We start from the raw sequence: 26,263 nt of genomic DNA on the forward strand, positions 1-26,263 counted from the left end.
CGCACTAAAGACGCGCACAGTCAATCAGTCAGTCGAAGGCCCCTGTGATCGCCGGGAGGCCTTCGCGGCTCTGCGCTGACTGCGGCCAAAGAAAAACCCCGCACGAATGCGGGGTCCTCATCAAGCAGAGTGCGGCGCAACCACCCCCACCTGCCCTTTACCCGTCTTCCAGGCTTCGCGAGAAAAAAGCCCTTGCTTCTGCCTTACCCAGCCAGACGCTTGGCAATCGCCGCACCCAGGTCACCCGGCGACTTCACCGTGGTCACGCCCGCCTTCTCCATGGCCGCGAACTTGCCCTCGGCGGTGCCCGAGCCGCCCGAGGCGATGGCACCCGCGTGGCCCATGCGCTTGCCCTTCGGGGCGCTGGCGCCGGCGATGAAGCCCACCACCGGCTTGGTCACGTACTCGGCGATGAACTCCGCCGCTTCTTCCTCGGCCGAACCGCCGATCTCGCCGACCATGATGATGCCCTCGGTCTGCGCATCGTCCTGGAACAGCTTCAGGCAGTCGATGAAGTTGAGCCCGTTGATCGGGTCGCCGCCGATGCCGATCACCGTCGACTGGCCGAGGCCGGCGTCGGTGGTCTGCTTGACCGCCTCATACGTCAGCGTGCCCGAGCGCGACACGATCGCGATCTTGCCCGGCATGTGGATGTGGCCCGGCATGATGCCGATCTTGCACTCGCCGGGGGTGATGATGCCCGGGCAGTTGGGGCCCACCAGCACGGTCTCCGGATAAGTGGTGACCAGGGTCTTCTTGACGCGCAGCATGTCCAGCACCGGGATGCCCTCGGTGATGCACACGATCACCGCGATGCCGGCATCGGCGGCCTCGAGGATCGCGTCGGCCGCGAACGGTGGCGGCACGTAGATCACCGACGCGTTGGCGCCGGTCTCGGCGACGGCATCGGCCACCGTGTTGAACACCGGCAGGCCGAGGTGCTCGCTGCCGCCCTTGCCGGGGGTCACGCCGCCGACGACCTTGGTGCCGTAGTCGAGCATCTGCTCGGCGTGGAAGGTGCCCTGCGTGCCGGTGAAGCCCTGCACGATGACCTTGGTGTCCTTGTTGATCAGAACGCTCATTCGAATTGGATCCTGGAAAGTTGGAAGTGGGGGCTGCCGCGCGCTGCGCGTCAGGCGGCCTTGGCGGCTTGGACGGCCTTGCGCGCGCCGTCGTTGATGTTGTCGGCCGCGGTGATGGCCAGGCCGCTCGACTTCAGCAGTGCCTTGCCTTCTTCCACGTTGGTGCCTTCCAGGCGCACGATCACCGGCACCTTGACGTCCACTTCCTTGACCGCGGCGATGATGCCCTCGGCAATCATGTCGCAGCGCACGATGCCGCCGAAGATGTTGACGAAGATCGCCTTCACGTCGTCCGACGACAGGATCAGCTTGAACGCCTCGGTCACGCGCGCCTTGGTGGCGCCGCCGCCCACGTCCAGGAAGTTGGCCGGCGAGCCGCCTTCGAGCTGGATGACGTCCATGGTGGCCATGGCCAGGCCCGCGCCGTTGACCATGCAGCCGATGTTGCCGTCCATGGTCACGTAGTTGAGGTCGTGCTGGCTGGCCTTGACCTCGGTCTCGTCTTCCTGGCGGATGTCGCGCATGGCGACCAGCTCGGGATGGCGGAAGCCGGCGTTGTCGTCGGAGTCGACCTTGCCGTCGAGCACCGCGAGGTTGCCGTCGGTGAGGATGGCCAGCGGATTGAGCTCCACCAGCGCCAGGTCCTTCTCGTTGAACAGCTTGTACAGGCCCATCATGATCTTGGTGAGCTGGTTGACCTGCTTGGCGGTCAGGCCCAGGCCGAAGCCCATGTCGCGGCACTGGTAGGGCTGCAGGCCCTGGATGAAGTTCACGTTGAGCGACTGGATCTTCTCGGGCGTTTCCGCGGCCACCTGCTCGATGTCCACGCCGCCTTCGCTGGAGGCGATGAAGGTCACCGACTGCGTGCTGCGGTCGACCAGCACGGAGAGGTAGAGCTCCTTGGCGATGTCGGTGGCCTGGGTGACCAGCACCGCGTCGATCGGCAGCTTGATGCCGGCCGTCTGGTAGGTCTCCATCTTCGTGCCGAGCATCGCCGAGGCGTACTCCTTCACCTGCTCGAGCGTCTTGGCGAGCTTCACGCCGCCGGCCTTGCCGCGGCCGCCCGCATGGATCTGGGCCTTGACCACCCAGAAGTCGCCGCCGATGGCCTTGGCCGCGTCGACGGCCTCCTCGGCGGTATGCGCGACGCGCCCGGCCGGGACTGCAATGCCGTAATCGGCAAACAACTGCTTCGCCTGGTACTCGTGGAAGTTCATGTGGGGATCCGTCGTGGGAAAGTGGGACAGCGCCCGGCATTCTCGCCGATCCGGCCGCCCCACGCCAAAAAACCCCAGCCCCGCCACGGCGGACAGCACGCCCCGGCCCTATATAGTGCCTCGACCCCCGAGGGAGCCACGGTCCTTGCCCAGTCCCGCCGCCGACCGCGCCATGCGCCGCGAGCTCTACCTGCTTGCCCTCTACCGGGTGCTCGAGGCCACGCTGCTGGCGGCCATGGTGTTCAGCCCTGCCGGCGCGCTATTCGGCGAACCGCGCGACCCCGCGCTTGCCGCCACGGTGGCCGTGGCCTACCTGCTGATGTCGCTGGTGCTGCTGCTGTTCTCGCGGCGCGAGGACTACCCGATGCTGCCGCACCTGCTGGTGGGCATCGTCTGCGACGTCGGCGCCGCCACGCTGGCCACGCACGCCATGCCCAGTGCCGGGCCAGGCATCGCGATGATGCTGCTGTTCAATGTGGGCGCGGCCTCGCTGCTGCTGCCGCTGCGCCTGGGCCTGGTGGCCGCGGCGCTGGCCTCCGGCGCGCTGGTGCTGCAGTTCATGCTGGTGTCCACGAGCGGCAGCCTGATGCGCGACCGGCCGCTGGCCGAAGTGCTGATGTTCTCCGTCAGCTACTTCGCCATGGCCACGCTGACCAACCTCCTGGGCCTGCAGACGCGCGAGAGTCGCACCATCGCGCAGCAGCGCGGCGCCGAGGCGGCCAACCTTGCCGAGATCAACGAACTGATCATCCGCCGCATGCGCGTGGGCGTGATGATGGTCGACGGCGCCGGCCACATCCGCATGTCCAACGAAGCCGCCATGGTGCTGCTGGGCAACACCGCCAGCGGTGCCGACGGCCAGCCGCGCACGCTGCCGCAGATCTCCCCGGCGCTGGCCATGCGCGTGGCCGAATGGCGGCGCAGCGGCGAGAGCGACGACACCCCGCTAAAGATCGGCGACGACGGCCTGGACATCCTGCCGCGCTTCGCGCGCCTGCTGGCCACCGACGACACCACCCTGATCTTCCTCGACGACACCTCGCTGGTGTCGCGCCGCGCCGAAACCCTCACCCTCGCCGCGATGGGCCGGTTCTCGGCAAGCCTCGCGCACGAGATCCGCAACCCGCTGGCCGCGATCAGCTACGCCACGCAGCTGCTGGAGGAGTCGCGCGACATCGGTGACGCCGACCGCCGCCTGCTGCAGATCGTCCACCAGCAGTGCATGCGCACCAACGGCATCGTCGAAAGCGTGCTGGGTCTCGCCCGCCGCGAACGTGCCCAGCCGGAGCACGTCGACCTGGTCGCGCTGGTGCGCAACTTCATCGACGACTACCGCGAGACCACCCCGGAGGAGAACGCCAGCGTCAAGGCTGCCGGCAGCCTGGCGCGGCTCCCGGCCATGGTCGACCCGCGCCACCTGCACCAGGCGCTCACCGCGCTGGTCAACAACGCCGTGCGCCACGGCCACCAGCCCGGCGAGCCCGCGCGCATCACCCTCCATGTCGGCGTGCACGACGAGCACCCGGTGATCGAGGTCAGCGACCGCGGCCCCGGCATCCCCGATGCCGTCACCGCACAGCTGTTCCGGCCGTTCTTCACCACCTCCGAGCACGGCACGGGCCTCGGCCTCTACATCGCCCACGAACTGTGCCGCGCCAACGAGGCCACGCTGGATTACGTGCCCGTTCCGGGGGGCGGCGCCTGCTTCCGGATCGTGCTGCGTGGCCGGAATGCGATGCTCGCCACAGCTTGAAACCTTTGACACTCGTCACAGTCTGAAAAAAAGTGCCAAAATTGGTCACCTTTCGCCAGACACCCCCATGACCACCATGAGTGAAGCCCGCAGCGCCCTCATCGTCGATGACGAGCACGACATCCGCGAGCTGCTGGTGCTCACCCTGGGCCGCATGGGCCTGCGCACCGACACCGCCGCCAACCTGGCGGTCGCCCGCGAGATGCTGGCCGTCGCCAGCTACGACCTGTGCCTGACCGACATGCGCCTGCCCGACGGCTCGGGCCTTGAGCTGGTGAGCGACATCTCCACGCGCTTCCCCAATACGCCAGTGGCGGTGATCACCGCCTACGGCAACGTCGAAGCCGCGGTGGAAGCGCTGAAGGCCGGCGCCTTCGACTTCGTCAACAAGCCGGTGGACATCAACGTGCTGCGCGGCCTGGTGCGCCAGGCGCTGGAGCTCAACACCAAGCGCACCACGCGCCCGGAGGAAGCCAGCCGCCTGCTCGGCACCTCGCCGGCCATGGTCGGCCTGCGCGACACCATCGCCAAGGTCTCGCGCAGCCAGGCGCCGGTGCACATCAGCGGCGAGTCCGGCACCGGCAAGGAACTGGTGGCGCGCACCATCCACGCACAGGGCGCGCGCGCCGGCGGGCCGTTCGTGCCGGTCAACTGCGGCGCGATTCCCACGGAGCTGATGGAGAGCGAGTTCTTCGGCCACAAGAAGGGCAGCTTCACCGGCGCCCACGCCGACAAGCCCGGCCTGTTCCAGACGGCCGACGGCGGCACCCTGTTCCTGGACGAAGTGGCGGAGCTGCCGCTGTCGATGCAGGTCAAGCTGCTGCGCGCCATCCAGGAAAAGAAGATCCGCCCTGTGGGGGCGAGCACCGAGATCGATGTCGACGTGCGCATCCTGTCGGCCACGCACAAGGACCTCAATGCACTGGTGAATGCCGGCAGCTTCCGGCATGACCTGTACTACCGGATCAACGTGATCGAGCTGCACGTGCCCGCGCTGCGCGAGCGCGATGGCGACCTGCCGCTGCTGTCGAATGCGATCTTCGCGCGGCTGGCGCAGGCGATGCACCGGCCTGCGCCGGTGCTGGGTGCGGATGCGCTGGCGGCGCTGGCTGGGTACGCGTTTCCGGGCAACGTGCGGGAGCTGGAGAACGTGCTGGAACGCGCCATGGCCCTGGCGGACAGCGACCACATCACCGCGGCGGATCTGCGATTGCCGACGGGTGGGGCTGGCGGGTTTGCCTCGCAGGGCCGCGGCGCGCCCGTGGCGGCACCGCCGCAGGTCGGCGCTTCGCCTGGTTCGCTCAATCCGCGCGAGACCGCGTCAAGCGCCCTTCCCTCGTACATCGAAGAGATCGAGCGGGCGGCGATCCAGCAGGCGCTGACCGAGAGCCGCTACAACAAGACCAAGGCGGCGGCGGCGCTGGGGATCACGTTCCGGGCGCTGCGGTACAAGCTCAAGAAGCTCGGCATCGAGTAACCCCGGAGACGCCCGGGTCCCCTCGGTGCCTAGAGCCGCGCGACGCCGATCCAGCCACCCGAGAGCATGGGGCAGGCGAACTCGAGCGCGTTCACCAGTCCCTGGAATCCGCGCACGCCCAGCTTTGCCACGCCGCGGCTGCCGCTGATCATTTCCTGGAACCGCGCGTGGTAGGGCGTGAGCGACACCAGCGCGATGTCGGCGCGTGCAAACAGCGTCCGCAGCGTCTTGTACGAATAGATCTGAAGGTGGTCCTGGTGCATCGACTCGCGGCCGGCCAGGCCAACGATGCCGTTGTGCCAGCAGCATGCGTTGGGCGTCGAGAACACGAAGTCCGCCCCACGCAGCGCCGTATTCGCGCGCAGGCTGCGCAGGAAACCCTCGGTGTCGGGCAGGTGTTCGATCAGCTCGCCGGCCACCACCAGGTCCGGCCGGCCATGCGCCTCGACCACCGGCGCCAGGTCGAAGATGTCGGCGTGGATGATGCGCCCCCTGGGCGCCGTCTCCATGCCTTCCGGCGGAAGGCGCTGGGAGTTGTCAATCCCGACCACCCACGCCGCCTCGCGGCACAGCCGCGCGTGCAGCCAGTTGTCGTCGCCGCGCTTGGCATCGATCGCGGTCTCGTCCAGTGCGCCGAGGTCGAATACGCCCTTGCCGCGCACCAGCGCCGCCAGTGTCGCCAGCCGGTCCACCGGCCGCGGCACCCGAACGTGCTCCAGCGCCGTGTAGTGCAGGGCGGGCAGCGGGCTGGTCGCCGTCATGCCGGCACTTCCGGCCCCTGGAGGTCCAGGCGAACCAGGTAGTTGGGCCGGTCCACCCGGTGCAGGCCAATCTCGCCTGCGGCCTGGGGCGCAAGCTCGGCCTCGGCGAGGGCGAGCAGCTCCGCCAGCGACACCAGCGTCACCCCGCGGTCGCCGCTGACGTACTTGTCGCAGACCAGGCTCAGCCAGGCGACCGGGTGCCCGGGCTCGATATCCTTGACGAAAAGCGCACCGGACGGCCGCAATGCATCGCGGATCGATCGCAGGAACTGCGCCCGGTACGCGACCGGCAGGTGGTGCATGACATCACTGACCAGCGCCGCATCGTAGGGGGCGTCCAGCTGCCCGAGATGCGCCTCGATGGACGTACCCGGCAGCCGCCGGACACGGTCGAAATGGACCGGCTCGACGAACTTGCCGACGCTGCCGGCGATATCGACCATCGTCACCCGCACATCCGGACGTGCGGCCAGCAAGTGGTTGAGCAGTTCGCCGTCGCCGCCGCCGATGTCGAGCAGATGCGCGTCGGCCGGCAGCGCGCCAGCCACGAGTGCCGCAACCTTGTGCAGGTCCACGAAGACCCGGCGGTAGGCCGCGGCTGCCTTGCGCTCCAGGCCTGCCGGCATCAGCCGGCGAACCGCGGGACCGATCTTCATCGCGCTTCTTCCTTGTCGCCGTCGATCGCCGGCCTGGCCGGATGCGCGAGCGCGAACGCCCGGGCAAGGTCGGTCAGGGTTTCCTGCAGCCCCTTGATGCGCAGCACCAGGCTGATGATCAGCACGAAGCTGATCGCGGCATAGATGTACAGCACCAGGTCCGCGCCGCGGCCGACGCCGAGCGCATGGGCCACCCGTGTCGAGGCGCCCTGCTCCCACACGAAGTAGATGCCGGTGGCGGTCAGCAGCACGATGGCGGTGCACAGGATCCGCGACTGCTTCCACTCGCGCAGCGCGAACGCGATGCCCACCGAAAGCAGTGCGGTCAGGATGATCTCGATCATTTGCGGATCCACTGGGTCATGAGATCAAGCAGGATGTTCAGGGACTCGGAGTTGCCCTGCCCTTTCCGCTTTGAATAGTCGGTGTAGCGGATGGTCACCGGCACCTCCACGAAGGTCAGGCGGCGCTGTCCGATCTGCTCGAGGATCTCCGACGCGTGCGCCATCCGGTTCTGGCGGATGCGCAGCTGGCGCGCGGCATCGGCGGTGAACGCCCGGAATCCGTTGTGGCTGTCGCTGAGCTTCAGCCCCGTGGTCAGCCGGGTGAAGGCGATCGCCAGCTTGAGCACCACCCGGCGCAGGCGCGGCATGCCCACGGTCGTGCCCTTGAACCGGCTGCCCAGGGCCACGTCAACCTTCGAGTCGCGCAGCGCCGCCAGCATCCGGTCGATCTCGGCCGCCTCGTGCTGGCCGTCGGCGTCGAACATCACGATGTAGCGCGCGCCCTCCGCCAGCGCATGGCTGATCCCGGTCTGCAATGCCGCACCCTGGCCCAGGTTCACCGGATGCCGCAACACGACCGCCCCGGCCAGGCGCGCCTGCTCACCGGTGTCGTCAGCCGACGCGTCATCCACCACCACCACGCCGTCCACATGCGCCAGCGCACCACGCACCACGGGCCCGATGCTGGTCGACTCGTTGTACGCCGGCACCACGACCCAGGCCCCGGCATTGGGGCGCGCCGTGCCGGGCACACCCTCGGCAAGCTGCATCGACATCGAGTTTTCCTTCATGGCCATGACCGGTCGCCTAGGACCGCGCGGAGCGGCCAGGCTCGGCCGCGGCATTGCTGGCGTAGGCCAGAGCATAGGCACGGGCAATGCCGCGGGCAATCCACGCCGGCCACAGGCGGCGCAGCAGCTGCAGGTCCTCGGCCGCGCGGTGGCCGCTGCCGATGGTGCTGGAGGTCTCGCTGCCCGCATGGATGCGATGCGTCATCAGCGGCTTGCGCAAGTACACGAAGCTGCCGTCCATCTGGCAGAGGTCGAGCCACGCCGCCCAGTCCATGTTGGTGCGCATCGACTCGTCGAAGCGCAGCCCCGTGCGTGCACGGTGCATGGTCACCGCAGGGCACGGGATGGCGTTGCCGAAACGCAGGCTGTTGGTCCGCGCGCGGCGCGAGCGCACGCACTCCCGGCCCAGGAACCCGAGCTCCAGCAGGGCGCGCTTGATCGCCGGCAGGCCGCCGCGGCGCAGCTTGCCGTCCAGCAGCTCGGCGTACCCGGTGAACACGATCAGGGCGTCGCGATGGCGCGCAGCCGCGTCCAGCACCGCAGCGCTGAAGCCAGGGGCATACGTATCGTCCTGGTGCGCGAGCGTCACCCAGTCACCGTCCGCGTGCTCGAGCGCCGCGTTCCAGTCGCGCCCGATGCCCGCGTTGGGTCCGTGCACCACCAGGCGTGCGCCGTAGCGCGCCACGATCGCCTCCAGCCCATCGAACGGCGTGGACGTGGTGACCACCAGGCTGGACGGCCGCGCCTGCCCCGCCAGCGAAGCCAGGCAATCCTCCAGATAAGGGGAATGGCCGTAGGCCGGCACCACGAAGCAGTGCCCGGCCATCAGGCGGCCGCTTGCCCGAGCTTGGACACCATCAACACCCCGCAGGAGATCAGCATCAGGCCGGCCCATTGGACAGGCGCCAGGCGCTCACCGTGCAGCAGCCAGGCCACCAGCGCCATCAGGATGTAGAGCGATGCTCCAGCCAGCGCAAAGGCCACGCCCAGCTTCAGCTTGCTGATCACCACCACCCAGACGATGAACCCCACGCCCTGGATCACCACCGCCGCCCACACCAGCGGCGACATGAACGTCACCATCAGCCATTCCAGGCCGCTGGCCCCTGGCACCCGCTCCGCCACTTCGGTGACCGCGCGCTTCAGCAGGAGCTGGCCGCTGATCGTGGTGCAGGTGACAAAGAGGATCATGAGGAAGGCGCGGACCATGGGACTTCCGGGGGTGGAGGGAGGGCGGCATCATACCGGTTCAAGCTTTGACCTCTTCGACATGGGTCCACGGACGCCGCCGGAACCTTTGCCGACGGCCGCGACGTGCGGGCCCGCAGCGGCCAGGGTTCGTGCTCGAACGATAAAGCAGCGGGAAGGTGCCCAAACGGGGCGGATGGCGGCATACCCGGCGACAAAAAAAACACCCAAGAAATCCGTAGCGCTCCGCGCGCCCGCCCAGCCCCCGAGCTTGCATTCCGCGATACCCGTCACGGACCTCGTGATTAAGGTGTCAATTAGCGACACATCGAAGGCCAAATGTGACGCGGAACGTCTTGTTATTCCCACCCGCGACAGTCCTGTTCGTGATTGCGGTTGCAGAACCATTCATCAACCCCGATGTGGCTGGCATTGGCACGCGTTGTGCATACACTCCTACGGCACGTGCGACGTCGCACGGCACAAGCGGTTCCGGAACCCAAACCGGCATCGCCGCACGTGAAGTTCAATTCACTCCTAGGGGATACACCATGAAGAAGATGCAGAAGGGCTTTACCCTGATCGAGCTGATGATCGTGATCGCGATCCTCGGCATCCTGATGGCCATCGCGATCCCGGCCTACCAGGACTACACCGTCCGCGCGAAGGTCTCCGAGTCGATGCAGATGGCGGCACCGGCCAAGCTTGCGGTCGCCGAAACCGTTTCGTCCAAGGGCAGCTTGGGCGCCGTCACCGCCGCCAACAGCGGTTACAGCTTTCCGGGTGCTACCAGCTATGTCAGCAACGTGGTGATCACCGATGCCACGGGTGTAATTACGGTCACTGCCAAGAACACTGGCAACACTGCCGCGAATGCCAATCTCGTCCTGACCCCGACGGAGACCGCTGCTGGCTCGGGACAGCTTGTCTGGGCGTGCACCAACTCGACCATCCCTGACAAATATCTGCCTTCGCAGTGCCGTTGATCGCCGACTGATCCGTCTGTGAAATCAAGGCCCCGGCGCCCGCGCCGGGGCCTTGTTATTTCGGGGATACCATCGTGAAACTGCGATTGATACTGGTTATGGTCGTCTTCCTGACGGCAACCGTCTATTGGCCTGGTCTGCGCGGCCCCCTGATCTTCGACGACATTCAGAACCTGCTTCCGATCACTCAGTGGCTTGAAAGCGAGCGCGGGTGGTTGTCCGTAGTCTTCGGCAACGACTCCGGCATGTTTGGCCGGCCAATCTCTATGGCCAGCTTTGTGTTCAACGTCGCTGTGTTGGGTCCTGAAGTGTGGAGCCTGAAGCTCGGCAACCTGTTGTTGCACCTGATCAATGGCAGCTTGGTGTACTTGCTATTCGCGGCACTGCTGAGCCAACGTGCGATGGCCCGCGCTCCCCTTGCCGACAATCGCTGGCTGCCCGTGCTCGGCGCCGCGATATGGCTACTTCACCCGCTGTTGGCCAGCACCGTACTCTACGTCGTGCAGCGAATGGCAATGCTCAGCGCACTATTCATTCTGCTGGCCATGCTGGCATACGTGCAGGCCCGGTTAGCCCTGACCGCCGGGCAGTACCGCAAGGCGTGGACCCTGCTCGCACTCGTGCCACTCTGCACCGTCCTGGCTGCGCTCTCGAAAGAGAACGGCGTACTCGCGCCAGCGCTGTGCGCTGTCATAGAGCTGTGTGTTTTTGCGCCCCGTGCTGGCATACGTCGCCCGTGGCCGTCACGCCTGGTCATCGCGCTCGGGCTCCTCGCACCTGCATTGATCGCTGTCGTCTTGACCGCCATCCAGTATCCAGCGATCACTGTGGGCTACGCCAATCGCCCCTTCACCCTGATCGAGCGCCTGCTGACGCAGCCACGCGTGCTTTGGGACTACATCGGAAGCTTGCTCATGCCGCATGGGCCGCGGCTGGGCCTGTATCACGACGACTACCCGATCTCGCACGGGCTCTTTGATCCAGCAAGCACGGCTTTGGCAATCGCGGGCTGGCTGCTGGCCCTGTTATTGGCGTGGCGCTGGCGCCGGCGCATCCCCGGCTTGCTGCTTGGCCTGAGCTTCTTCCTCGTTGGTCATGCGCTGGAATCCTCGGTGTTCCCGCTGCTGATGTACTTCGAACATCGCAACTATTTGCCCGCCATTGGCGTGATCTGGGCGCTGCTGAGTCTCGCGGCTTACTGCGTCGAACGCCTGCGCCCGCATGTGGATCAGGCCACAAGGATCTTTTCCATCGCCGCGATTGCCCTTGTGCTGGCGCTGTCTGTCGCCACCGCCGGACGCGCCCTGGTCTGGCAGTCGCAGTCCACCCTGCTGGCACAGGCACAGCAATACCATCCCGATTCACGGTGGCTGCGTGTCGCGCTGATTCAGCGGGCTATGTCGCAAACACCGCCCGCGATCGACGACGCACGCGATAGTGCCGATCGCCTCCTAGCGTCGAGGGATCCCAGTACGCATCGTCTCGGCGGCGTGCTCAAGCTGATGATGGAATGCGCAGCCATTGGCAATGCGCCGCTAGACCTGGTCCACGCCACCTTTGCGGGAGACCCGAAGCCGATTGAACCCGACCTGCTGGTCGCGTTCGAATCCCTGAGCGAAGGACTGATCAGCCAGCCTTGCACTGGCCTCGTTCCACGCTCTGCTGCCGAACAGTTCGCGGCAATGCTCGATCGCTCAACCTTGTCCCGACGCCACCATGCCATTTGGCGCCTGCGCCTGAAGGCAGCCAAACTCAACCTTGCCGCCGGCCGCAGCGACGAAGCGCTACGACAAGCGCAGATGGCTTGGGCGGATGGTGCAGCAGACGCACCGGTCCCATTAATGATCACAGCTTTGCTTTTGCAACGCGGAGAAACGGCCGAGGCGGCAGCCATGCTGGACAAGGCCCGAGTCAAAGTACGTGCCGATGACGTCACCGGTATGCGGCTGGTCAATCAATACCGGGAAGAGATAGAGCGGCGCTTGCCCTGAGTCTGAACAAACTGCGCGATTCGGAGCTATTACTGTTCGGGTGCGCCGCCACCGGAGGGCAACTTCGTAGCTCAAGAATAGAGGTGCTTTAGGGATGCTCTGAAAACTCTCACGAACCACTTGACCAACGCTCTCCAGCAGCTTGAAATCCATCAAATAAGACTCGCCACAGTAGTGCGGTGCCAGATGGACGGGCGCTGCGACCTGCCGCGGGAGCTCATGATGGCCGCCCTCTTGGCCGCGATGTCGAACGGGGAGCGCGCAGAAGTGCTGAACATCTACGGCAACTACGCGCTCCATGTGCTGCATGACCCGGCTCTTGCGCTGACCCCGTGGGAGGGTGCCGCGGAGCACGCCGACCGTAGTCTAGTACTAGGTGACGGTGGCCCGAATGCTTGTTGCCACCGACCAACTCGAAGTGGCTGCTGCGCACATCGAGAGAGTGCGACAACTGGGGCGCTTAGGTCAAAATGAATCCGCCCGCGCGCTTGATCGACTGCTCGCCGAGAGTGTCGAGGATGCAAAGCCTGTGAACAGATAGTCATGTGCCCCCCCCCCAGCAACTCGCCGGAATACCTGGAACATATGAAGTCGATACGTACCACCGCGGACCTGGCCATTAACGGCGCGCCGCCCGCGTACGCCGAGCCGCTGCACGTGGGACGCCCGAACATCGGCGATCGCGGGACGTTCCTGCGGCTCGCGGGCGAGATGTTCGACCGCCACTGGCTGAGCAACAACGGGCCGCTGGTGCGCGAGTTCGAGTCGCGCATCGCCGCGAGACTGGGCGTGAAGCACTGCGTCGCGATGTGCAACGGGACGATTGCGCTCGAGATCGCCATCCGGGCGCTCGGACTCACCGGGGAGGTGATCATCCCGTCGTACACCTTCATCGCCACGGCGCACGCGCTGCATTGGCAGGGCATCACGCCGGTGTTCGCCGACATCGACCCGGCGACTCATAACCTCGACCCCGAGGCGGTGCGCCGCATGATCACGCCTCGGACCAGCGGCATCATCGGTGTCCACCTCTGGGGCCGCGCGGCCCCGGTGGACGCCTTGCAGGTAGTCGCCGACGAGCACGGCATCCAGCTCATGTTCGATGCGGCGCATGCGTTTGGTTGCTCGCTCCAGGGGCGCAGCATCGGCGGCTTCGGGCGGGCCGAGGTCCTCAGCTTCCACGCCACCAAGTGCTTCAATACCTTCGAGGGCGGGGCGGTCGTGACCGACGACGACGCACTGGCCGAGGCAATGCGCCTGATGCGAAACTTCGGCTTCGTCGACTTCGACAAGGTCATCCATCCCGGCACGAACGGCAAGATGGTCGAGGTCTGCGCGGCGATGGGTCTGGCCAACCTGGAATCGTTCGACGAGACCATCGCGACGAACCGGCGCAACTACCTCGCGTACCGCGCCGCGTTCGCTGGACTGCCGGGGCTCGCGGTGGTGTCTTACGACGAGTCTGAGCAGAACAACTACCACTACGTCGTGCTCGAGGTCGGTGACGAGTGTCCTGTTGGTCGTGATGCGATCGTGGCCGCCCTGCACGCCGAGAACATACTCGCACGGAAGTACTTCTGGCCTGGTTGCCACCAGATGAAGCCGTACCGCGATCTCTTTCCCCACGCCGGGATGATGCTGCCCGAGACCCAGCGGGTCGCAGGCCGGGTCGTCGTGCTGCCTTCAGGCACGACGCTTCCCGGGGATGCCATCAACGTGATCGCCGCGGTGATCACCCGCCTGTGCGGAATCGCGTGAGTGATCGTCGCGCTAATGCAACCCTACTTTTTCCCCTACATCGGCTACTTCCAGCTGATGAAGGCAGTGGATTGCTTCGTCTTCTATGACGACGCGCAGTACATGAAGGGCGGCTGGGTCAATCGCAATCGCATCCTGCATGACGGCGCTCCCGCCTGGTGGACGCATCCCGTCGAGAGAAACGACTACCGCCTTCCCATCCGCGAGCGGCGCTATGCCCGCTCGGCCGCGCGGACCAGCGCGCTTGTCGCCAAGCTGGACGGTGCCTACCGCGCCGCACCCTTCTTCGGGCCGATCGTGGCAATGGCCGTCGACTACCTGGAGAGCGGCCCGGACACCGTCTCCTCCTTCAACCAGGCACACCTCGAAGGAATCGCCCGCGGGCTCGGGATCGACTGCGCGTTCGTGCCCTCCTCGCAGCTGGACTACGACCGCGAGCTGGATGCCCAGTCACGCGTAATCGACCTCTGTCGGCGCCTCGGTGCCTCGACCTACCTCAATGCCACCGGCGGCTCAGGGCTGTACGATGCCGACGCGTTCGCGCGGGCCGGGCTTGAACTGGGCTTCGTCCATCCCCGGGTGACGAGCTACCCGCAACTCGGGCGGCCGCACGTTCCGTTCCTGTCGATCATCGACGTGCTCATGTTCAACTCGCCCGAGCAGGCGACCGCCATGCTCGGCGGGTACGACGTCGTTCGGCCCGCGCCGTGAGTACCCACGGCCACCAGGCGATCGGCGGCTATTTCGCGTCCGAACGCGGCGCCGGCAGCGGGCTGGAGGCGCTGCGGGGCGCGGCGCGCTACCAGTCCGCACGATCGGCCATCGTCGCGCTGTTCCGAGCGGTCGGTGCCACTGTCGCCTGGGTGCCGCACCACGTATGTGGAGCCGTCATCGACGCCTTGGACGCCGTGGCCGTCGAGGTGCGCCGCTATCATCTGACGGATACGCGCGGGGTGCCCGACGACCTGCCACTCGGTCCGCTGGACTGGCTGGTCTGCATCGACTATTTCGGCATGTCCGGTAACAGCTGCACCGCCGCCGTCGCGCGGCATGGCGGGCACCGCATCCTGATCGACGCGTCGCAGGCGCTGTTCCACCCGCCTGGGAGCGACGTCTCGACGGTGTACTCGCCACGCAAGTTCGTCGGCGTCCCGGATGGGGGGCTGCTGGTCACGCCCCATCGCCTGCCCCTGGCCGACCCAGCTGACGAAGCTGGCTCGATCGAGCGCGGCAGGTACTTGTCGACGCGCGCGGCCGGCGACGTTGCAGCTGGCTACCAGCAATTCCAGCAGGCAGAAGCCACATTGGCCGACTGCACGCCGCGCGGAATGTCGGCATCGACGGCGGGCATGCTGTCGATCATCGATTTCGACCGCGTGCGGCGCCAGCGCCGTGCCAACTTCACCAGCCTCGCCGCGATGCTCCATAGCCGGGGTTTCGTCGTGCCCGAGCTGCCCCGCGATGCAGTACCGCTTTGTTGCCCGGTCTTCGGCGTCGAGGCACCCGACCTGCGGCGCGCGCTGGCATCGCGAGCCATCTTTGCGCCGGCGTACTGGCCGGATGCCGTCCCCCCTTCCCACGACACGGTGGGCCTGGCACTACGCGATCGCACGCTCTACCTGCCGTGCGACCATCGGTATGGCGAGGCTCACATGGAGCACGTCGTGGATGCCCTGCTCGAGATCGGGAAACAACATGAACATCGAAGGTAAGCGCGTTCTCCTGCGGGCCATCGAGCCGTCGGACCTGCCGTCGCTGCAGACCTGGGCCAACGACCCCGCGATCCAGCGCATGCTCGGCGGCTGGCACTTCCCCACCAGCCATGGCGACCAGCTGCAGTGGCTGTCCGGACTCTCTTGCAACGCACGCGACCAGCGTTTCGCGATCGAGGCAGCGGGCATGGGGCTGATCGGCACCGCCAACCTCGTGTCGATCGACTGGAAGAACCGCAATGCCTTTCACGGCATGCTCCTAGGCGACGCGCAGGCGCGTGGAAAAGGGTTCGGCGTCGACACCATCATGGCCGTCATGCGCTATGCCTTCGACGAACTCGGAATGGCCCGCCTGGACACCGACATCATCGAATACAACGAACCGTCGATCGGCGTGTACGTCGGGAAGTGCGGCTGGCTCGTGGAAGGCAGGAAGGTTGATGCCTATTTCCGTGGCGGACGCTACTGGGACAAGCTGGTCGTCGGCATCACCCGTGACCGGTACCACGAAATCGCGCGCACCTCGGGTTACTGGGGCTGATCCGTGGAACTCGCGCGCTTCCGCGACGCAATCGCCCGCGACGGTTACGTCCTGTTCGAGGACCTCGTCCCCGAACCCTTCCTCGCGTCCCTGCGCCGGGACATCGCGGCGCACGTGGCAGCGTGTCGGGAACAGCAACGCAGGAACGGGCTGGGCGAGGGCATGGAAGGTGCCGCGCATCACGTGGTCGGCCGCGGCGACAGCCTGGACGCGTTCCTCAAGGTCTCCGACCTCGATGGCTACATACGCGACTTCTTCGACGGTGCATACATCCTCAATTCGTACGGTGCCCTGAACAACCTGCCCATCTCTGCCGACACGTATGAACATGGCCAACGGTTCCATCGCGACGTCCGGACGTTCTCGGGCGACTTCCGGCTGATGCTCAACATGCTGGTCATGGTCGACGACTTCACCATCAAGAACGGAGCGACCCGCCTCGTACCCGGCAGCCACCGCGCGCTGCAGCGTCCGGACGAAGCCTTCTTGGAAGACAATGCGGTGCAGGCGGTCGGGCGCGCCGGCAGCGTTCTGCTGTTCGATTCCAACCTGTGGCACTCCGCGGCGCCAAACCGGACGGCAGGGCCACGGATGGCGTTGACCTTGACGTTCACCCGACCCTTCTTCAAGCAGCAGATGGACTACCCGCGCCTGCTGGGCGAGGACTACACGCAGGACGCGCGCATGCGGCAACTACTCGGCTACAACGCACGCGTTCCATCCAGCCACGACGAGTGGTACCAGCCGCCGGAAAGGCGGATGTACAGGCCCGACCAGGGCTGAGGAGTACACCATGCGTGACTACAACGCGGAGTTCCAGGACAACGCGCAGCGCCAGTACGCGTACGATTTCGACGCCGTCGTCCGCGGCTACCTGATGCGCACGCTGTCGCCCTACTTCTCGCCAGGCGGCAAGGCGCTGGAACTCGGCTGCTTCGAAGGCGACTCGACCAGGCTGCTTGCCGACCATTTCGAGGACCTGACGGTCCTGGAAGCGTCGGGCGACTTGATCGCGGTTGCCCGGCGCAAGGTGCCCGACGTCTCCTTCGTCCACGGCACCATCGAGACAGCGACCCTTGACCCGGTCTACGACGCCATCTTCCTGGTCCACACGCTGGAACATCTCGACGCTCCGGTCGAAGCCATGACGCGCATCCGTCAATGGCTCAGCCCCACGGGTCGCTTCTTCGTCGTCGTGCCCAACGCGCAGGCGGCGTCGCGACAGATCGCCGTGCGCATGGGACTGATCGACACCAACCACGCGGTGACCGAGGGCGAGCGTGCCCATGGCCATCGCTGCACCTACAGCCTCGACACGCTCGAACACGATGTCCTGTCGGCCGGATTGCGGGTGGAGTCCCGTGGCGGCGTGATGTTCAAGCCATTCGCGAACTTCCAGTTCGACCGGATGATCCAGAACAAGGTGATCGACGACGCGTATCTGGAAGGCTGCTATGCACTCGGCATGCAGTATCCCGAACTGACCGCCAGCATCTACCTGGTCTGCCGCGGACGCTGAAGCTGGGCCGGGCGCCACGCAGAGAGTAAGACGGCCCCCTCACGCCTTGGCTGCGCGCCTGTTCGATGCGGCCAGGACGGCCCAGCACCCGGCAGCCATGAGCACCTCCGCGACCAGGAGCGACACCACCGCTCCCCCGCGCCCCAGTACCTGCAGAAGCCACAGATTCAGTAGCACTACCAGCAGCAGGCCGGTGGCATCCACGGCCACGCGCGCGCCCTGGAGGCCACGGGTCGTGAGCGCGATCGCGGAATACTGGTGCAGCGCGAACGGGATGATCCACGGCACCAGCATCAGCATGTACCTGCTCGACGCCGCGAAATCCGGGCCGAGGAGCACCGGCAGTAAGGGCGACAGCGCTGCGGCGACGACCGTTGCCACCACCGCGTAACCCAGCGTTGCGATCGCGATGGCGCGGCGCAAGCCTGCTCCTTCGTGGCTCGTCCCAAGTGCATAGAGGCGCGGGAGGGCCACGCCCATGAGTGCCGCGATTGGCAGTACGAATACACCAATGACCCGAAAGGCGGCCGTGTATGTTCCGACCGCAGTCGCGCCGAGCATCTGCAACATCAGCACCTTGTCGATCTCGTGGTAGCCGTTCCCGACGAGGGAGCCGAGCGCATAGCGCGTGCCATCCCGAGTCGTCCGACCCAAAGACCGGCGCCGGCGCCAGGCCGGCCGTCCCCCGAGATGCCAGACCAGGCCCATGGCGCCCAGCGCCCCAGCCACGGATCCGGCAAAGTGCATCGCGGCCACGTGGTCGGGCTCGCCACGCCAACCGCCGAGCATGAAGCCTGAGACGAACACCAGTCGTCCGGCAGGCACGACGCACATGGCGCATGAGGCAGCCACGCCGCGACCTACGGCCAGCGATGCGCTGATGGCCATGTTCGAAACCGGCAATGCAAGCAGTTCTGCCATGCCGAGCAGAAGCATCGCCCCGATCGACAGACGCATGTCGAGAAAGACGACCGAAGCAATGAGCAGCAACGCGACCAGCACCGTGCCGGTCAACGCGATCTGCACCAGGGCGGTCGCCCACAGGGCGCCCAGCGCCGACATGTCGCGCCCCACTGCATCCGACAAGAGGTAGGCGACGCCCCAGCCGCAAAGCGGTCCCAACAGGATCGCAACCGCAACTGAGCCAGCGAACAGACCGTACCCTTCCGCACCCATCCATCGCGAGAGCAGGACCAGATAGCCGGCCTGGATGAGCGCACGCACGCCAAGCCCAGCGGTCGACAGGAGCGTGTTCAGGCCCAGTCGCCCGATCCGGGGGCAGGCTAGGAGCTTGTCGAGGAGGCTCGCTGCCACGCGCGCTTCTACCGCCAAGCCGCGGCGGACGCGGCCCCCGCGTCGCCACGCCGCCGCAGGGTGGGCAGCCGGATGCTCAACGCGCGCCAGCACGCGACGAAGAAACCGCGGACGCCGAAATGCGCGCGCAGGTCGCGGAGAGCGAGGACAGCGGCACCACGATCGCGGGCCTTCACCGCCCACAGGAACAGGCCAAGCCCGATCTCGAGTCGATAGGCCTGCGGGTAGTCGGATCGATCGGCGAAGTACTGCCTGGCATCGTCGTCGAAGGCGAGGCATGACTTCAGGAACGCAATCTTGGACTGCAGGCCCGAACGCAACAGCGAGCCCGGGCTTTCCCGGTAGACCGCTGACACCTCGGGCCAGTAGGCGACACGCCAGCGGGACGTAACATACGAAGCGATCACGGTGTCGCCAAAGCGGTACGCAGGCGTGGAAATGCGGTCACCCTGGTAGGCCTGGAGGGCAGAGCGCCTCAGCATGAGGGTGCACGTGCGCAGCACCTTTGCGAAGTAGAACACCGGGAAAAGATCGCCTTCGAGGTACTTGCGGCGCATGCGGTGGTGCACCGATCGAAGGTCGAGGATCCAGCTGTTCGCGCCGTCGTTCCTGGCCCTGATCCAGTCCGAGTGGGCCGCACCTGCGCCGGGGTCGGCTTGCAACAAGGCAACCTGCGCAGCGAGCTTTCGCGGGTTGCACCAGTAGTCGTCACCTTCGCAGAAGGCGAGGAATTCGCCTCGGGCGGCATCGATGACACGGCCGTGGTTCGCGGCGGGTCCGACGTTCCGCTCGGAACAGATGACTCGAATGAGGCTTGGGAAGCGGCGCTGGTAGTCGAGGACGATGCTACGGGTAGCGTCGCTCGAGCAATCCTCACCGATCACAAGCTCATAATCGAACGGGGCCTCCTGCATCAGGACGCCTTCGATCGCGTTCCGGATCCAGGACTCGTGGTTGTAGGTGACCATCGCAACGCTCACGACCGGGGCGGGCGAGAGCTGCGTCATGTCGCTGATCTCAACCTGCGGGCGGTTCGACATCGCAGGTTCCAGTGGTCAGGGACTTGATTCTGCTTGTCCTAGTCGGGGCGCACAACCGGGCCTCAGAACCACCCATGGTCAGCCGCCGACATGCAGCTCGCCATGGAGCGAGTCGACCAGGGTCCGTGTCGGCGAGTCGCCGTCGACCAGGTTCAATCGCCAGCGGCTCCCTACATTGTCGCGGACGAAGCTGCGGATCGCGTCCGTCTCCAGTCCCGAGAGCAGGACACAGTCGCCCAGGCCATCCATGCGCTCGGTTGCACGACGCAACAGCAACGTCGGCAGCCCCAGCATCGCAGCCTCCTCCTGATTGCTTCCACCGTCGGTCAGCAGGCAGCAACTTCCGATCAGCATGTGCACGAACTCGGGGTAGTCGACCCTCTTGAGAAGTTCGAGCCGCGGATGCTCGGCCAGACGGGGGAGCCAGCCGCTCGACCTGATCTTCTCGCGGGTCGTCGGGTGGAGGACGAACTTGACCGGCATCTGGTCGGCCGCATGCAGAACTTCTTCCATGAGCAGGTTGAAATCGGCGCGGCTGGACAGGGTTTCGCTGCGATGGATCGAGACCAGCGCGTAATCGCCCGCGCCCCCCTGCCCGGGAAGCGGTCGCATCCTGGCAAGCGCCATCTGGAGGGCATCGCGAAGGGTATTGCCGCCAGTGTGCACAACCGCGCCACGGACATTGCGAAGGTTTTTCCCTGCCTGCGCGTCGGGCACGTAGTGCACGGCGGAAAGCCTGGAGACGAGGCGCCGGACGATTTCCTCGGGAAACGGCGCGAGCAGTCGTGGGGAGCGCAAGCCTGCCTCGACGTGTCCGACGCGAGCACCGACCAGGCGGACGGTCAACGCGCCGAACAGGGTCGATGCGGTGTCGCCATGTACGAGGCCCATCCGCGTGCCGCGCCATGTTCCACGCGCTATGCGCTGGGCAACCGCCCACCAGTAGCGGAGGCACCATTGCAGGAAGCTGCGTTGGGTCGACGCCTCGAAATCCGGCACCAGCACTTCGTCCGGCGCCCGGGTCCCGAACGCGACCTCCAGCAGGTCGAACGTCTCGTTGTGCTGTCCCGTGTAGACCAGTCGATACGGCATCCGCCGGGCATCGAGCTCGCGGAGGATGGGCGCCGTCTTGATGAACTGCGCCTTGGTTCCCACCATCACGAGCAGACTGCGTTCAGTCACGTCTATACGTCAGGTTGGTGATCTGCTCGGAAATCAGCCCGATGAAGAAGATGATCACCCCCGCACTGAAGAGCAACATGCTCATGTTGGTGAAGCGGTGTTCCGTGACGAAGGTATACGCGTAGTAGCCGATCCCCAGGAAGAAGGCCAGCAGTGCGGCGGGGAGGAACAGCTTCAACGGCGAATACAGCGTCGCGATCTTGAAGATGATCAGCAGGAAGCGGATGCCGTCCTTGATCGGGCGGATATGGCTGTTGTTGCCGACGCGGCGGGCGACCTCGACCGGGACGTAGGCCACGGGGTAAGCGCTGCGGAAGAACGCCATCGTCGACGTGGTGGGATAGGAGAACCCGTTCGGCAGCAGGTGCAGGAACTCGCGGAAGCGGTCGGCGCGTGCGACACGGAATCCGGACGTGAGGTCGTCGATGCGGTGGCCGGTCATCCACGTGGCCAGGCGGTTGTAGAAGCCGTTGGCGGCGCTGCGGCCGGCGCTGGCCTGGCCGGTGGTGTCGCGCGCGCCCACCACCATGTCGTAGCCCTCGTCCAGCCTGGCCAGCAGGCGCGGGATCTCGGCCGGGTCGTGCTGGCCGTCCGCATCCATGAACACGAGGAGGTCGCCGCCGGCCGCGCGCGCGCCGCGCTTGATCGCGGCGCCGTTGCCCATCGAGTACGGGCTACCCAGCACGCGAGCGCCATGGCTGGCGGCGACGGCGGCGGTATCGTCCGTCGACCCGTCGTCGACGACGATGATCTCGGCGTCGGGCATCGCCGCACGCAGCCGCGGCAGGGTCACCCGCAGGCCCTCCGCCTCGTTCTTGGCAGGCAATATCACCGAAATGCGCATGGATTCCCCTTTGGTGGGAAAGGGTATCCTGAATCGGACGGCGAGCGGAACCGCGTGTTGCGGACAAGATGTTGTGCCTTGGCCCATGGCAGGCTTTACGCTAGGGCCAGAATCCCAGGGGATCAAGAACCATGAACGCAGTTTCGGCAGCCAACCTCGTCGGCATCACCGGTATCGCCCGCCGCCTCGTACTCGACGGCGTGCTCGACGACGCCGCCGCACGCGATGCGCTCGAGAAGGCCACCCAGGAGCGCAAGCCGATCGCGCTCTACCTGCGCGAGCACAAGTTGGTCAGTTCGGCACAGATGGCGGCGGCTAATTCGATTGAGTTCGGCATGCCGGTGTTCGACCCCCTCACCATGGACGGGAGCTTGAGCGCCATCAAGCTGGTGAGCGAGGAGCTTCTCTCCAAGCATGCGGTACTGCCGCTCTTCAAACGCGGCAGCCGGTTGTTCGTCGGCATCTCAGACCCCACCAATACGCCGGCGATGGATGAGGTCAAGTTCCATACCAACCTCGCGGTCGAGCCAATCCTGATTGACGAGGACAAGATCCGTCGCTGCGTGGAGCTCTGGCAGGACGCTGGCGATACCTTCGGCGATACGCTGGGCGACTCCGAGGGCCTGGAAAACCTTGACATCTCGGGAGGCGAGGATGAAGGGGGAGACTCAGCCGTCGAGGCCAAGGGCGACGACACCCCGGTCGTCAAGTTCATCAACAAGGTGCTGATCGACGCCATCAAGAAGGGCGCCTCGGACATCCACTTTGAGCCGTATGAGAACGATTACCGGGTTCGCCTGCGCATCGACGGCATCCTGAAGCAGGTAGCCAAGATGCCCGTGAAGCTGAACCAGCGTGTCACTGCGCGTCTCAAGGTCATGGCCCAGCTCGATATCGCCGAGAAGCGGGTCCCTCAGGACGGTCGTATCAAGCTCAACCTGTCCAAGACCAAGCAGATCGACTTCCGCGTCAGCACCCTGCCGACCCTGTTCGGCGAAAAGGTGGTGCTGCGCATCCTGGACGGCAGCGCCGCCAAGCTTGGCGTGGAGAAGCTCGGCTACGAGCCCGAACAGCAGAAGCTGTTCCTGGACGCTATCCACAAGCCCTACGGCATGGTGCTGGTCACTGGCCCCACCGGCTCCGGCAAGACGGTGAGCCTGTACACCGCGCTGGGCATCCTGAACGACGAGACCCGCAATATCTCGACCGCCGAGGACCCGGTGGAAATCCGCCTGCCGGGCGTGAACCAGGTCCAGCAGAACGTAAAGCGCGGCATGACCTTTGCCGTAGCGCTCCGCAGCTTCCTCCGCCAGGACCCGGACATCATCATGGTGGGCGAGATCCGCGATCTGGAGACGGCGGAGATCGCCATCAAGGCAGCACAAACCGGCCACATGGTGCTTTCCACCCTGCACACGAACGACGCGCCCCAGACCATTGCCCGTCTGATGAACATGGGCATTGCCCCTTACAACATCACCAGTTCGGTGACCCTGGTGATCGCGCAGCGCCTGGCGAGACGCCTGTGCAACAAGTGCAAGCAGCCGCAGGAGTTGCCCGACAACGCGCTCTTGGCCGAAGGCTTCACGGCCGACGAGATCCACCAGGGATTCACCATCTACGATGCGGTGGGCTGCGACGAGTGCACCGGCGGCTACAAGGGCCGGCTTGGCGTGTACCAGGTGCTGCCGATGAGTGAGGATATCCAGACGATCGTCCTTCAAGGCGGGAATGCCATCCAGATCGCCGAGGTGGCCAAGGCCTCCGGCGTCAGGGATCTGCGCCAATCGGCGCTGCTGAAGGTGAAAAACGGGCTGACCAGCCTGGCGGAGATCAATCGCATCACCGTGGATTAGGCGCGCCACGGCGCCGCCCCGCCGACTTTGGGGCAGCGGCCGATGCTCTGCGGGCCAAGGGAGGGTGGAAGTCTGCCCGCCGTCACAAACGCAAATTTCACTTTGCCTTGCAAGCGTTTAGGATGGGCACTTGTGGCCCGATCGGGGTAACGGGCCTTCTGGGGAGCTAGAGCATGGCCGTGTCCCGTACCGCTGCGCGGTCCGCAGCGAAAAAACCGACTGTCCCGACGCGAGCGGGCGTCGACCTGTCGTCCTTCCTTTGGGAGGGCACCGACAAACGCGGCAAGAAGATGAAGGGCGAGCAGTCGGCAAAGAACGCCAACCTGCTGCGCGCAGAGTTGCGTCGCCAGGGCATCACCCCCACCGTGGTCAAGGCGAAGTCCAAGCCACTGTTCGGCAGCACCGGCCAGAAGATTACGGCCAAGGACATTGCGGTGTTCAGCCGACAGCTGGCCACGATGATCAAGTCAGGCGTGCCCGTGGTGCAGGCGATGGAGATCATCGGCAACGGCCACAAGAACGAGCGCATGAGGGTCATGGTGAACAGCGTGCGCCTGGACATCGAGGGCGGCTCGTCGATCTACGAATCGATGAGCAAGCACCCTGTGCAGTTCGACGAGCTTTACCGCAACTTGGTCAGGGCGGGCGAAAGCGCCGGCGTGCTGGAAACGGTGCTCGACACGATTGCCACATATAAAGAGAACACCGAAAGCCTCAAGGGCAAGATCAAGAAGGCGCTGTTCTATCCCGCCACGGTCATCGCCGTTGCGATCCTGGTCAGTGCAATCCTGCTGGTGTTTGTGGTGCCGCAGTTTCAGCAAGTGTTCCAGAGCTTCGGGGCTGACTTGCCCGCGTTCACCATGATGATCATTGCAGCCAGTGACTTCATGATTGCCTGGTGGTGGGCCATCCTTGCATTGATCGTTGGTGGAGGATTTCTCTTCATGTATCTCTACAAGAGATCGCCCGCCATGCAGCACACCGCGGACAGGCTGATGCTTAAGATCCCGGTCGTGGGTCAGATCCTGCACAACGCATCGATTGCCCGTTTCGCGCGCACCTTGGCCACCACGTTCAAGGCGGGCGTACCGCTGGTGGAGGCGCTGGACATCGTCGCCGGCGCTACCGGAAACCAGGTCTACGAGAAGGCCGTGCACGAAATCAAGGATGACGTGTCCGTGGGCTTCCAGCTCAACATGGCCATGAAACAGGTCAACCTGTTCCCGCACATGGTGGTGCAGATGACAGCCATTGGCGAAGAAGCCGGCGCCCTCGACACCATGCTGTTCAAGGTGGCGGAGTTCTACGAGGAAGAGGTCAACAACGCCGTGGACGCGCTCAGCAGCCTGCTGGAGCCGATGATCATGATCATCATCGGCGGCGTGGTGGGCTCGATGGTGATCGGCATGTACCTGCCGATCTTCAAGCTGGCGGCGGCTATCTAGTCGGATGTCTTTCCTCGGCGACAACCCCGAACTGGGCTATCCGGTTGTCGCAGGCCTCGGCCTGCTGGTCGGCAGCTTCCTCAACGTGGTGATCCTGCGCCTGCCCCGGCGCATGGAGTGGGAGTGGAAGCGCGACAGCCGCGAGATGCTCGGCGAGCCGGAGATGTACGACCCGCCGCCGCCGGGGATCGTGGTGGAGCGCTCGCACTGCCCGCACTGCGGCCACCAGCTCAGCTGGTTCGAGAACATCCCGGTGTTCAGCTGGCTGGCGCTGCGCGGCAAGTGCCGCAGCTGCAAGGCGCCCATTTCCGCGCAGTACCCGGCGGTCGAACTGCTCACGATGCTGCTGATGGTGCTGTGCGTGTGGCGCTTCGGCTTCGGCTGGCAGGGCTTTGGCGCCGCGCTGCTCACCTGTTTCCTGATCGCGCTGTCGGGCATCGACCTGCGCACGCAGCTGCTGCCCGATTCGCTGACCTTGCCGCTGATGTGGCTGGGGCTGATCGCGGCGGTGGAGAACCTGTATGTCACGCCCAAGGCGGCGCTGCTCGGCGCCATTGCCGGCTACGTGAGCCTCTGGTCGGTGTGGTGGGTGTTCAAGCAGGTCACCGGCAAGGAAGGCATGGGTCACGGCGACTTCAAGCTGCTGGCCGCACTGGGCGCGTGGTGCGGCCTGGCCGGCGTGCTGCCGACCATCCTGATGTCGTCGCTGGTGGGCGCCATCGTTGGCGGCGCGTGGCTGGCCATGAAGGGCCGCGACCGCGCCACGCCGATTCCGTTTGGTCCGTTCCTGGCCATCGCTGGCTGGATCGTGTTCATGTGGGGCGATTACATCATCGGCAGCTACCGGGCGTACGCCGGCTTTTGAG

Annotated in this window: 25 protein-coding genes; 13 read left to right on the forward strand and 12 right to left on the reverse strand. The window is 65.7% G+C overall.

The genetic code is table 11. The annotated features are described in order from the left end of the window. Positions 1-203: 203 nt before the first annotated feature. Positions 204-1,082 carry a succinate--CoA ligase subunit alpha gene (gene sucD, locus IDM46_RS10665; RefSeq protein ID WP_185115680.1) on the reverse strand — a complete coding sequence of 293 codons (879 nt, stop codon included), beginning with the start codon at positions 1,080-1,082 and terminating at the stop codon, positions 204-206. A gap of 50 nt (positions 1,083-1,132) precedes the next feature. Continuing rightward, positions 1,133-2,299 (reverse strand): ADP-forming succinate--CoA ligase subunit beta, encoded by a 1,167-nt coding sequence (gene sucC, locus IDM46_RS10670; RefSeq protein ID WP_185115681.1) that lies wholly within the window; start codon positions 2,297-2,299, stop codon positions 1,133-1,135. Between the two features lie 172 nt (positions 2,300-2,471). Here sucC and IDM46_RS10675 point away from each other — a divergent pair, with 172 nt between their 5' ends. After that, complete coding sequence (locus IDM46_RS10675) at positions 2,472-4,052, forward strand: ATP-binding protein (protein WP_185116080.1); 1,581 nt, start codon at positions 2,472-2,474, stop codon at positions 4,050-4,052. 76 nt (positions 4,053-4,128) lie between these two features. Beyond that, on the forward strand, positions 4,129-5,529 hold the full coding sequence (locus tag IDM46_RS10680; RefSeq protein ID WP_185116081.1) for a sigma-54 dependent transcriptional regulator: 1,401 nt from the start codon (positions 4,129-4,131) through the stop codon (positions 5,527-5,529). A 29-nt stretch (positions 5,530-5,558) separates the two neighbouring features. Here the strand turns inward: IDM46_RS10680 and IDM46_RS10685 are convergent, their stop codons facing one another. Genes IDM46_RS10685 through IDM46_RS10710 form a run of 6 tightly spaced genes read right to left on the reverse strand, consistent with a single transcriptional unit; the run spans position 5,559 to position 9,230 of the window. Then, positions 5,559-6,290 (reverse strand): methyltransferase domain-containing protein, encoded by a 732-nt coding sequence (locus IDM46_RS10685; RefSeq protein WP_185115682.1) that lies wholly within the window; start codon positions 6,288-6,290, stop codon positions 5,559-5,561. Beyond that, positions 6,287-6,946, reverse strand: coding sequence for a class I SAM-dependent methyltransferase (locus IDM46_RS10690; RefSeq protein WP_185115683.1), 660 nt, complete (start codon positions 6,944-6,946; stop codon positions 6,287-6,289). The genes IDM46_RS10685 and IDM46_RS10690 overlap by 4 nt, the downstream gene beginning before the upstream one ends. Beyond that, a complete protein-coding gene (locus IDM46_RS10695; protein WP_185115684.1) occupies positions 6,943-7,290 on the reverse strand; it encodes a DUF2304 domain-containing protein in 348 nt (115 codons plus the stop codon). Before IDM46_RS10695 ends, IDM46_RS10690 begins: the two co-directional genes overlap by 4 nt. Then, a complete protein-coding gene (locus tag IDM46_RS10700; protein ID WP_221441878.1) occupies positions 7,287-8,027 on the reverse strand; it encodes a glycosyltransferase family 2 protein in 741 nt (246 codons plus the stop codon). Before IDM46_RS10700 ends, IDM46_RS10695 begins: the two co-directional genes overlap by 4 nt. A 10-nt stretch (positions 8,028-8,037) precedes the next feature. Continuing rightward, on the reverse strand, positions 8,038-8,847 hold the full coding sequence (locus IDM46_RS10705; protein ID WP_185115685.1) for a glycosyltransferase family A protein: 810 nt from the start codon (positions 8,845-8,847) through the stop codon (positions 8,038-8,040). Then, positions 8,847-9,230, reverse strand: a complete 384-nt coding sequence (locus IDM46_RS10710; protein WP_185115686.1) for a hypothetical protein — start codon at positions 9,228-9,230, stop codon at positions 8,847-8,849. The genes IDM46_RS10705 and IDM46_RS10710 overlap by 1 nt, the downstream gene beginning before the upstream one ends. A 530-nt stretch (positions 9,231-9,760) precedes the next feature. On the opposite strand from IDM46_RS10710, the gene IDM46_RS10715 reads away from it, so the two are divergent. The 8 genes from IDM46_RS10715 (at position 9,761) to IDM46_RS10750 (ending at position 17,716) form a co-directional block, all read left to right on the forward strand. Further along, positions 9,761-10,195, forward strand: coding sequence for a pilin (locus tag IDM46_RS10715; RefSeq protein ID WP_185115687.1), 435 nt, complete (start codon positions 9,761-9,763; stop codon positions 10,193-10,195). Between the two features lie 74 nt (positions 10,196-10,269). Continuing rightward, positions 10,270-12,186 carry a hypothetical protein gene (locus IDM46_RS10720; protein WP_185115688.1) on the forward strand — a complete coding sequence of 639 codons (1,917 nt, stop codon included), beginning with the start codon at positions 10,270-10,272 and terminating at the stop codon, positions 12,184-12,186. Between the two features lie 585 nt (positions 12,187-12,771). Next, on the forward strand, positions 12,772-13,944 hold the full coding sequence (locus IDM46_RS10725) for an aminotransferase class I/II-fold pyridoxal phosphate-dependent enzyme (protein ID WP_185115689.1): 1,173 nt from the start codon (positions 12,772-12,774) through the stop codon (positions 13,942-13,944). Then, a complete protein-coding gene (locus IDM46_RS10730) occupies positions 13,945-14,655 on the forward strand; it encodes a WbqC family protein (protein WP_185115690.1) in 711 nt (236 codons plus the stop codon). After that, entirely contained in the window at positions 14,652-15,656 is a 1,005-nt protein-coding gene (locus IDM46_RS10735; protein WP_185115691.1) for a hypothetical protein, read from the forward strand. Before IDM46_RS10730 ends, IDM46_RS10735 begins: the two co-directional genes overlap by 4 nt. Next, entirely contained in the window at positions 15,640-16,197 is a 558-nt protein-coding gene (locus IDM46_RS10740) for a GNAT family protein (RefSeq protein ID WP_185115692.1), read from the forward strand. Before IDM46_RS10735 ends, IDM46_RS10740 begins: the two co-directional genes overlap by 17 nt. Before the next feature lie 3 nt (positions 16,198-16,200). Then, positions 16,201-16,980 carry a phytanoyl-CoA dioxygenase family protein gene (locus tag IDM46_RS10745; RefSeq protein ID WP_185115693.1) on the forward strand — a complete coding sequence of 260 codons (780 nt, stop codon included), beginning with the start codon at positions 16,201-16,203 and terminating at the stop codon, positions 16,978-16,980. 10 nt (positions 16,981-16,990) lie between these two features. Next, entirely contained in the window at positions 16,991-17,716 is a 726-nt protein-coding gene (locus IDM46_RS10750; RefSeq protein WP_185115694.1) for a class I SAM-dependent methyltransferase, read from the forward strand. A gap of 39 nt (positions 17,717-17,755) precedes the next feature. Here the strand turns inward: IDM46_RS10750 and IDM46_RS10755 are convergent, their stop codons facing one another. The 4 genes from IDM46_RS10755 to IDM46_RS10770 form a co-directional block, all read right to left on the reverse strand. Next, positions 17,756-19,123, reverse strand: coding sequence for an oligosaccharide flippase family protein (locus IDM46_RS10755; RefSeq protein ID WP_223877959.1), 1,368 nt, complete (start codon positions 19,121-19,123; stop codon positions 17,756-17,758). Continuing rightward, positions 19,039-20,070 carry a glycosyltransferase gene (locus IDM46_RS10760; RefSeq protein WP_185115696.1) on the reverse strand — a complete coding sequence of 344 codons (1,032 nt, stop codon included), beginning with the start codon at positions 20,068-20,070 and terminating at the stop codon, positions 19,039-19,041. Before IDM46_RS10760 ends, IDM46_RS10755 begins: the two co-directional genes overlap by 85 nt. A 78-nt stretch (positions 20,071-20,148) precedes the next feature. Continuing rightward, a complete protein-coding gene (locus IDM46_RS10765; protein ID WP_185115697.1) occupies positions 20,149-21,252 on the reverse strand; it encodes a UDP-N-acetylglucosamine 2-epimerase in 1,104 nt (367 codons plus the stop codon). Continuing rightward, entirely contained in the window at positions 21,245-22,096 is an 852-nt protein-coding gene (locus IDM46_RS10770) for a glycosyltransferase family 2 protein (protein WP_185115698.1), read from the reverse strand. The genes IDM46_RS10765 and IDM46_RS10770 overlap by 8 nt, the downstream gene beginning before the upstream one ends. A 131-nt stretch (positions 22,097-22,227) precedes the next feature. Between IDM46_RS10770 and pilB the strand changes: the two genes are divergently transcribed. The 3 genes from pilB (at position 22,228) to IDM46_RS10785 (ending at position 26,262) form a co-directional block, all read left to right on the forward strand. Continuing rightward, on the forward strand, positions 22,228-23,952 hold the full coding sequence (pilB, locus tag IDM46_RS10775; protein WP_185115699.1) for a type IV-A pilus assembly ATPase PilB: 1,725 nt from the start codon (positions 22,228-22,230) through the stop codon (positions 23,950-23,952). Positions 23,953-24,242: 290 nt separating this feature from the next. Beyond that, positions 24,243-25,397 carry a type II secretion system F family protein gene (locus IDM46_RS10780; RefSeq protein WP_223878074.1) on the forward strand — a complete coding sequence of 385 codons (1,155 nt, stop codon included), beginning with the start codon at positions 24,243-24,245 and terminating at the stop codon, positions 25,395-25,397. 4 nt (positions 25,398-25,401) lie between these two features. Continuing rightward, positions 25,402-26,262, forward strand: a complete 861-nt coding sequence (locus tag IDM46_RS10785; RefSeq protein ID WP_185115701.1) for an A24 family peptidase — start codon at positions 25,402-25,404, stop codon at positions 26,260-26,262. Position 26,263: the final 1 nt, after the last annotated feature.

The organism is Luteimonas sp. MC1825 (assembly GCF_014764385.1).
Classification (GTDB): domain Bacteria; phylum Pseudomonadota; class Gammaproteobacteria; order Xanthomonadales; family Xanthomonadaceae; genus Luteimonas.

Excerpts from the sequence above, each read along its gene's own strand:
- IDM46_RS10750 (WP_185115694.1), top strand. The coding sequence starts at position 16,991 with ATGCGTGACTACAACGCGGAGTTCCAGGACAACGCGCAGCGCCAGTAC.
- IDM46_RS10740 (WP_185115692.1), top strand. The coding sequence starts at position 15,640 with ATGAACATCGAAGGTAAGCGCGTTCTCCTGCGGGCCATCGAGCCGTCG.
- IDM46_RS10725 (WP_185115689.1), top strand. The coding sequence starts at position 12,772 with ATGAAGTCGATACGTACCACCGCGGACCTGGCCATTAACGGCGCGCCG.
- IDM46_RS10700 (WP_221441878.1), bottom strand. The coding sequence starts at position 8,027 with ATGGCCATGAAGGAAAACTCGATGTCGATGCAGCTTGCCGAGGGTGTG.
- sucD (WP_185115680.1), bottom strand. The coding sequence starts at position 1,082 with ATGAGCGTTCTGATCAACAAGGACACCAAGGTCATCGTGCAGGGCTTC.
- IDM46_RS10785 (WP_185115701.1), top strand. The coding sequence starts at position 25,402 with ATGTCTTTCCTCGGCGACAACCCCGAACTGGGCTATCCGGTTGTCGCA.
- IDM46_RS10695 (WP_185115684.1), bottom strand. The coding sequence starts at position 7,290 with ATGATCGAGATCATCCTGACCGCACTGCTTTCGGTGGGCATCGCGTTC.
- IDM46_RS10715 (WP_185115687.1), top strand. The coding sequence starts at position 9,761 with ATGAAGAAGATGCAGAAGGGCTTTACCCTGATCGAGCTGATGATCGTG.
- IDM46_RS10710 (WP_185115686.1), bottom strand. The coding sequence starts at position 9,230 with ATGGTCCGCGCCTTCCTCATGATCCTCTTTGTCACCTGCACCACGATC.
- pilB (WP_185115699.1), top strand. The coding sequence starts at position 22,228 with ATGAACGCAGTTTCGGCAGCCAACCTCGTCGGCATCACCGGTATCGCC.
- IDM46_RS10675 (WP_185116080.1), top strand. The coding sequence starts at position 2,472 with ATGCGCCGCGAGCTCTACCTGCTTGCCCTCTACCGGGTGCTCGAGGCC.
- sucC (WP_185115681.1), bottom strand. The coding sequence starts at position 2,299 with ATGAACTTCCACGAGTACCAGGCGAAGCAGTTGTTTGCCGATTACGGC.
- IDM46_RS10780 (WP_223878074.1), top strand. The coding sequence starts at position 24,243 with ATGAAGGGCGAGCAGTCGGCAAAGAACGCCAACCTGCTGCGCGCAGAG.
- IDM46_RS10705 (WP_185115685.1), bottom strand. The coding sequence starts at position 8,847 with ATGGCCGGGCACTGCTTCGTGGTGCCGGCCTACGGCCATTCCCCTTAT.
- IDM46_RS10760 (WP_185115696.1), bottom strand. The coding sequence starts at position 20,070 with ATGTCGAACCGCCCGCAGGTTGAGATCAGCGACATGACGCAGCTCTCG.
- IDM46_RS10690 (WP_185115683.1), bottom strand. The coding sequence starts at position 6,946 with ATGAAGATCGGTCCCGCGGTTCGCCGGCTGATGCCGGCAGGCCTGGAG.
- IDM46_RS10770 (WP_185115698.1), bottom strand. The coding sequence starts at position 22,096 with ATGCGCATTTCGGTGATATTGCCTGCCAAGAACGAGGCGGAGGGCCTG.
- IDM46_RS10685 (WP_185115682.1), bottom strand. The coding sequence starts at position 6,290 with ATGACGGCGACCAGCCCGCTGCCCGCCCTGCACTACACGGCGCTGGAG.
- IDM46_RS10680 (WP_185116081.1), top strand. The coding sequence starts at position 4,129 with ATGAGTGAAGCCCGCAGCGCCCTCATCGTCGATGACGAGCACGACATC.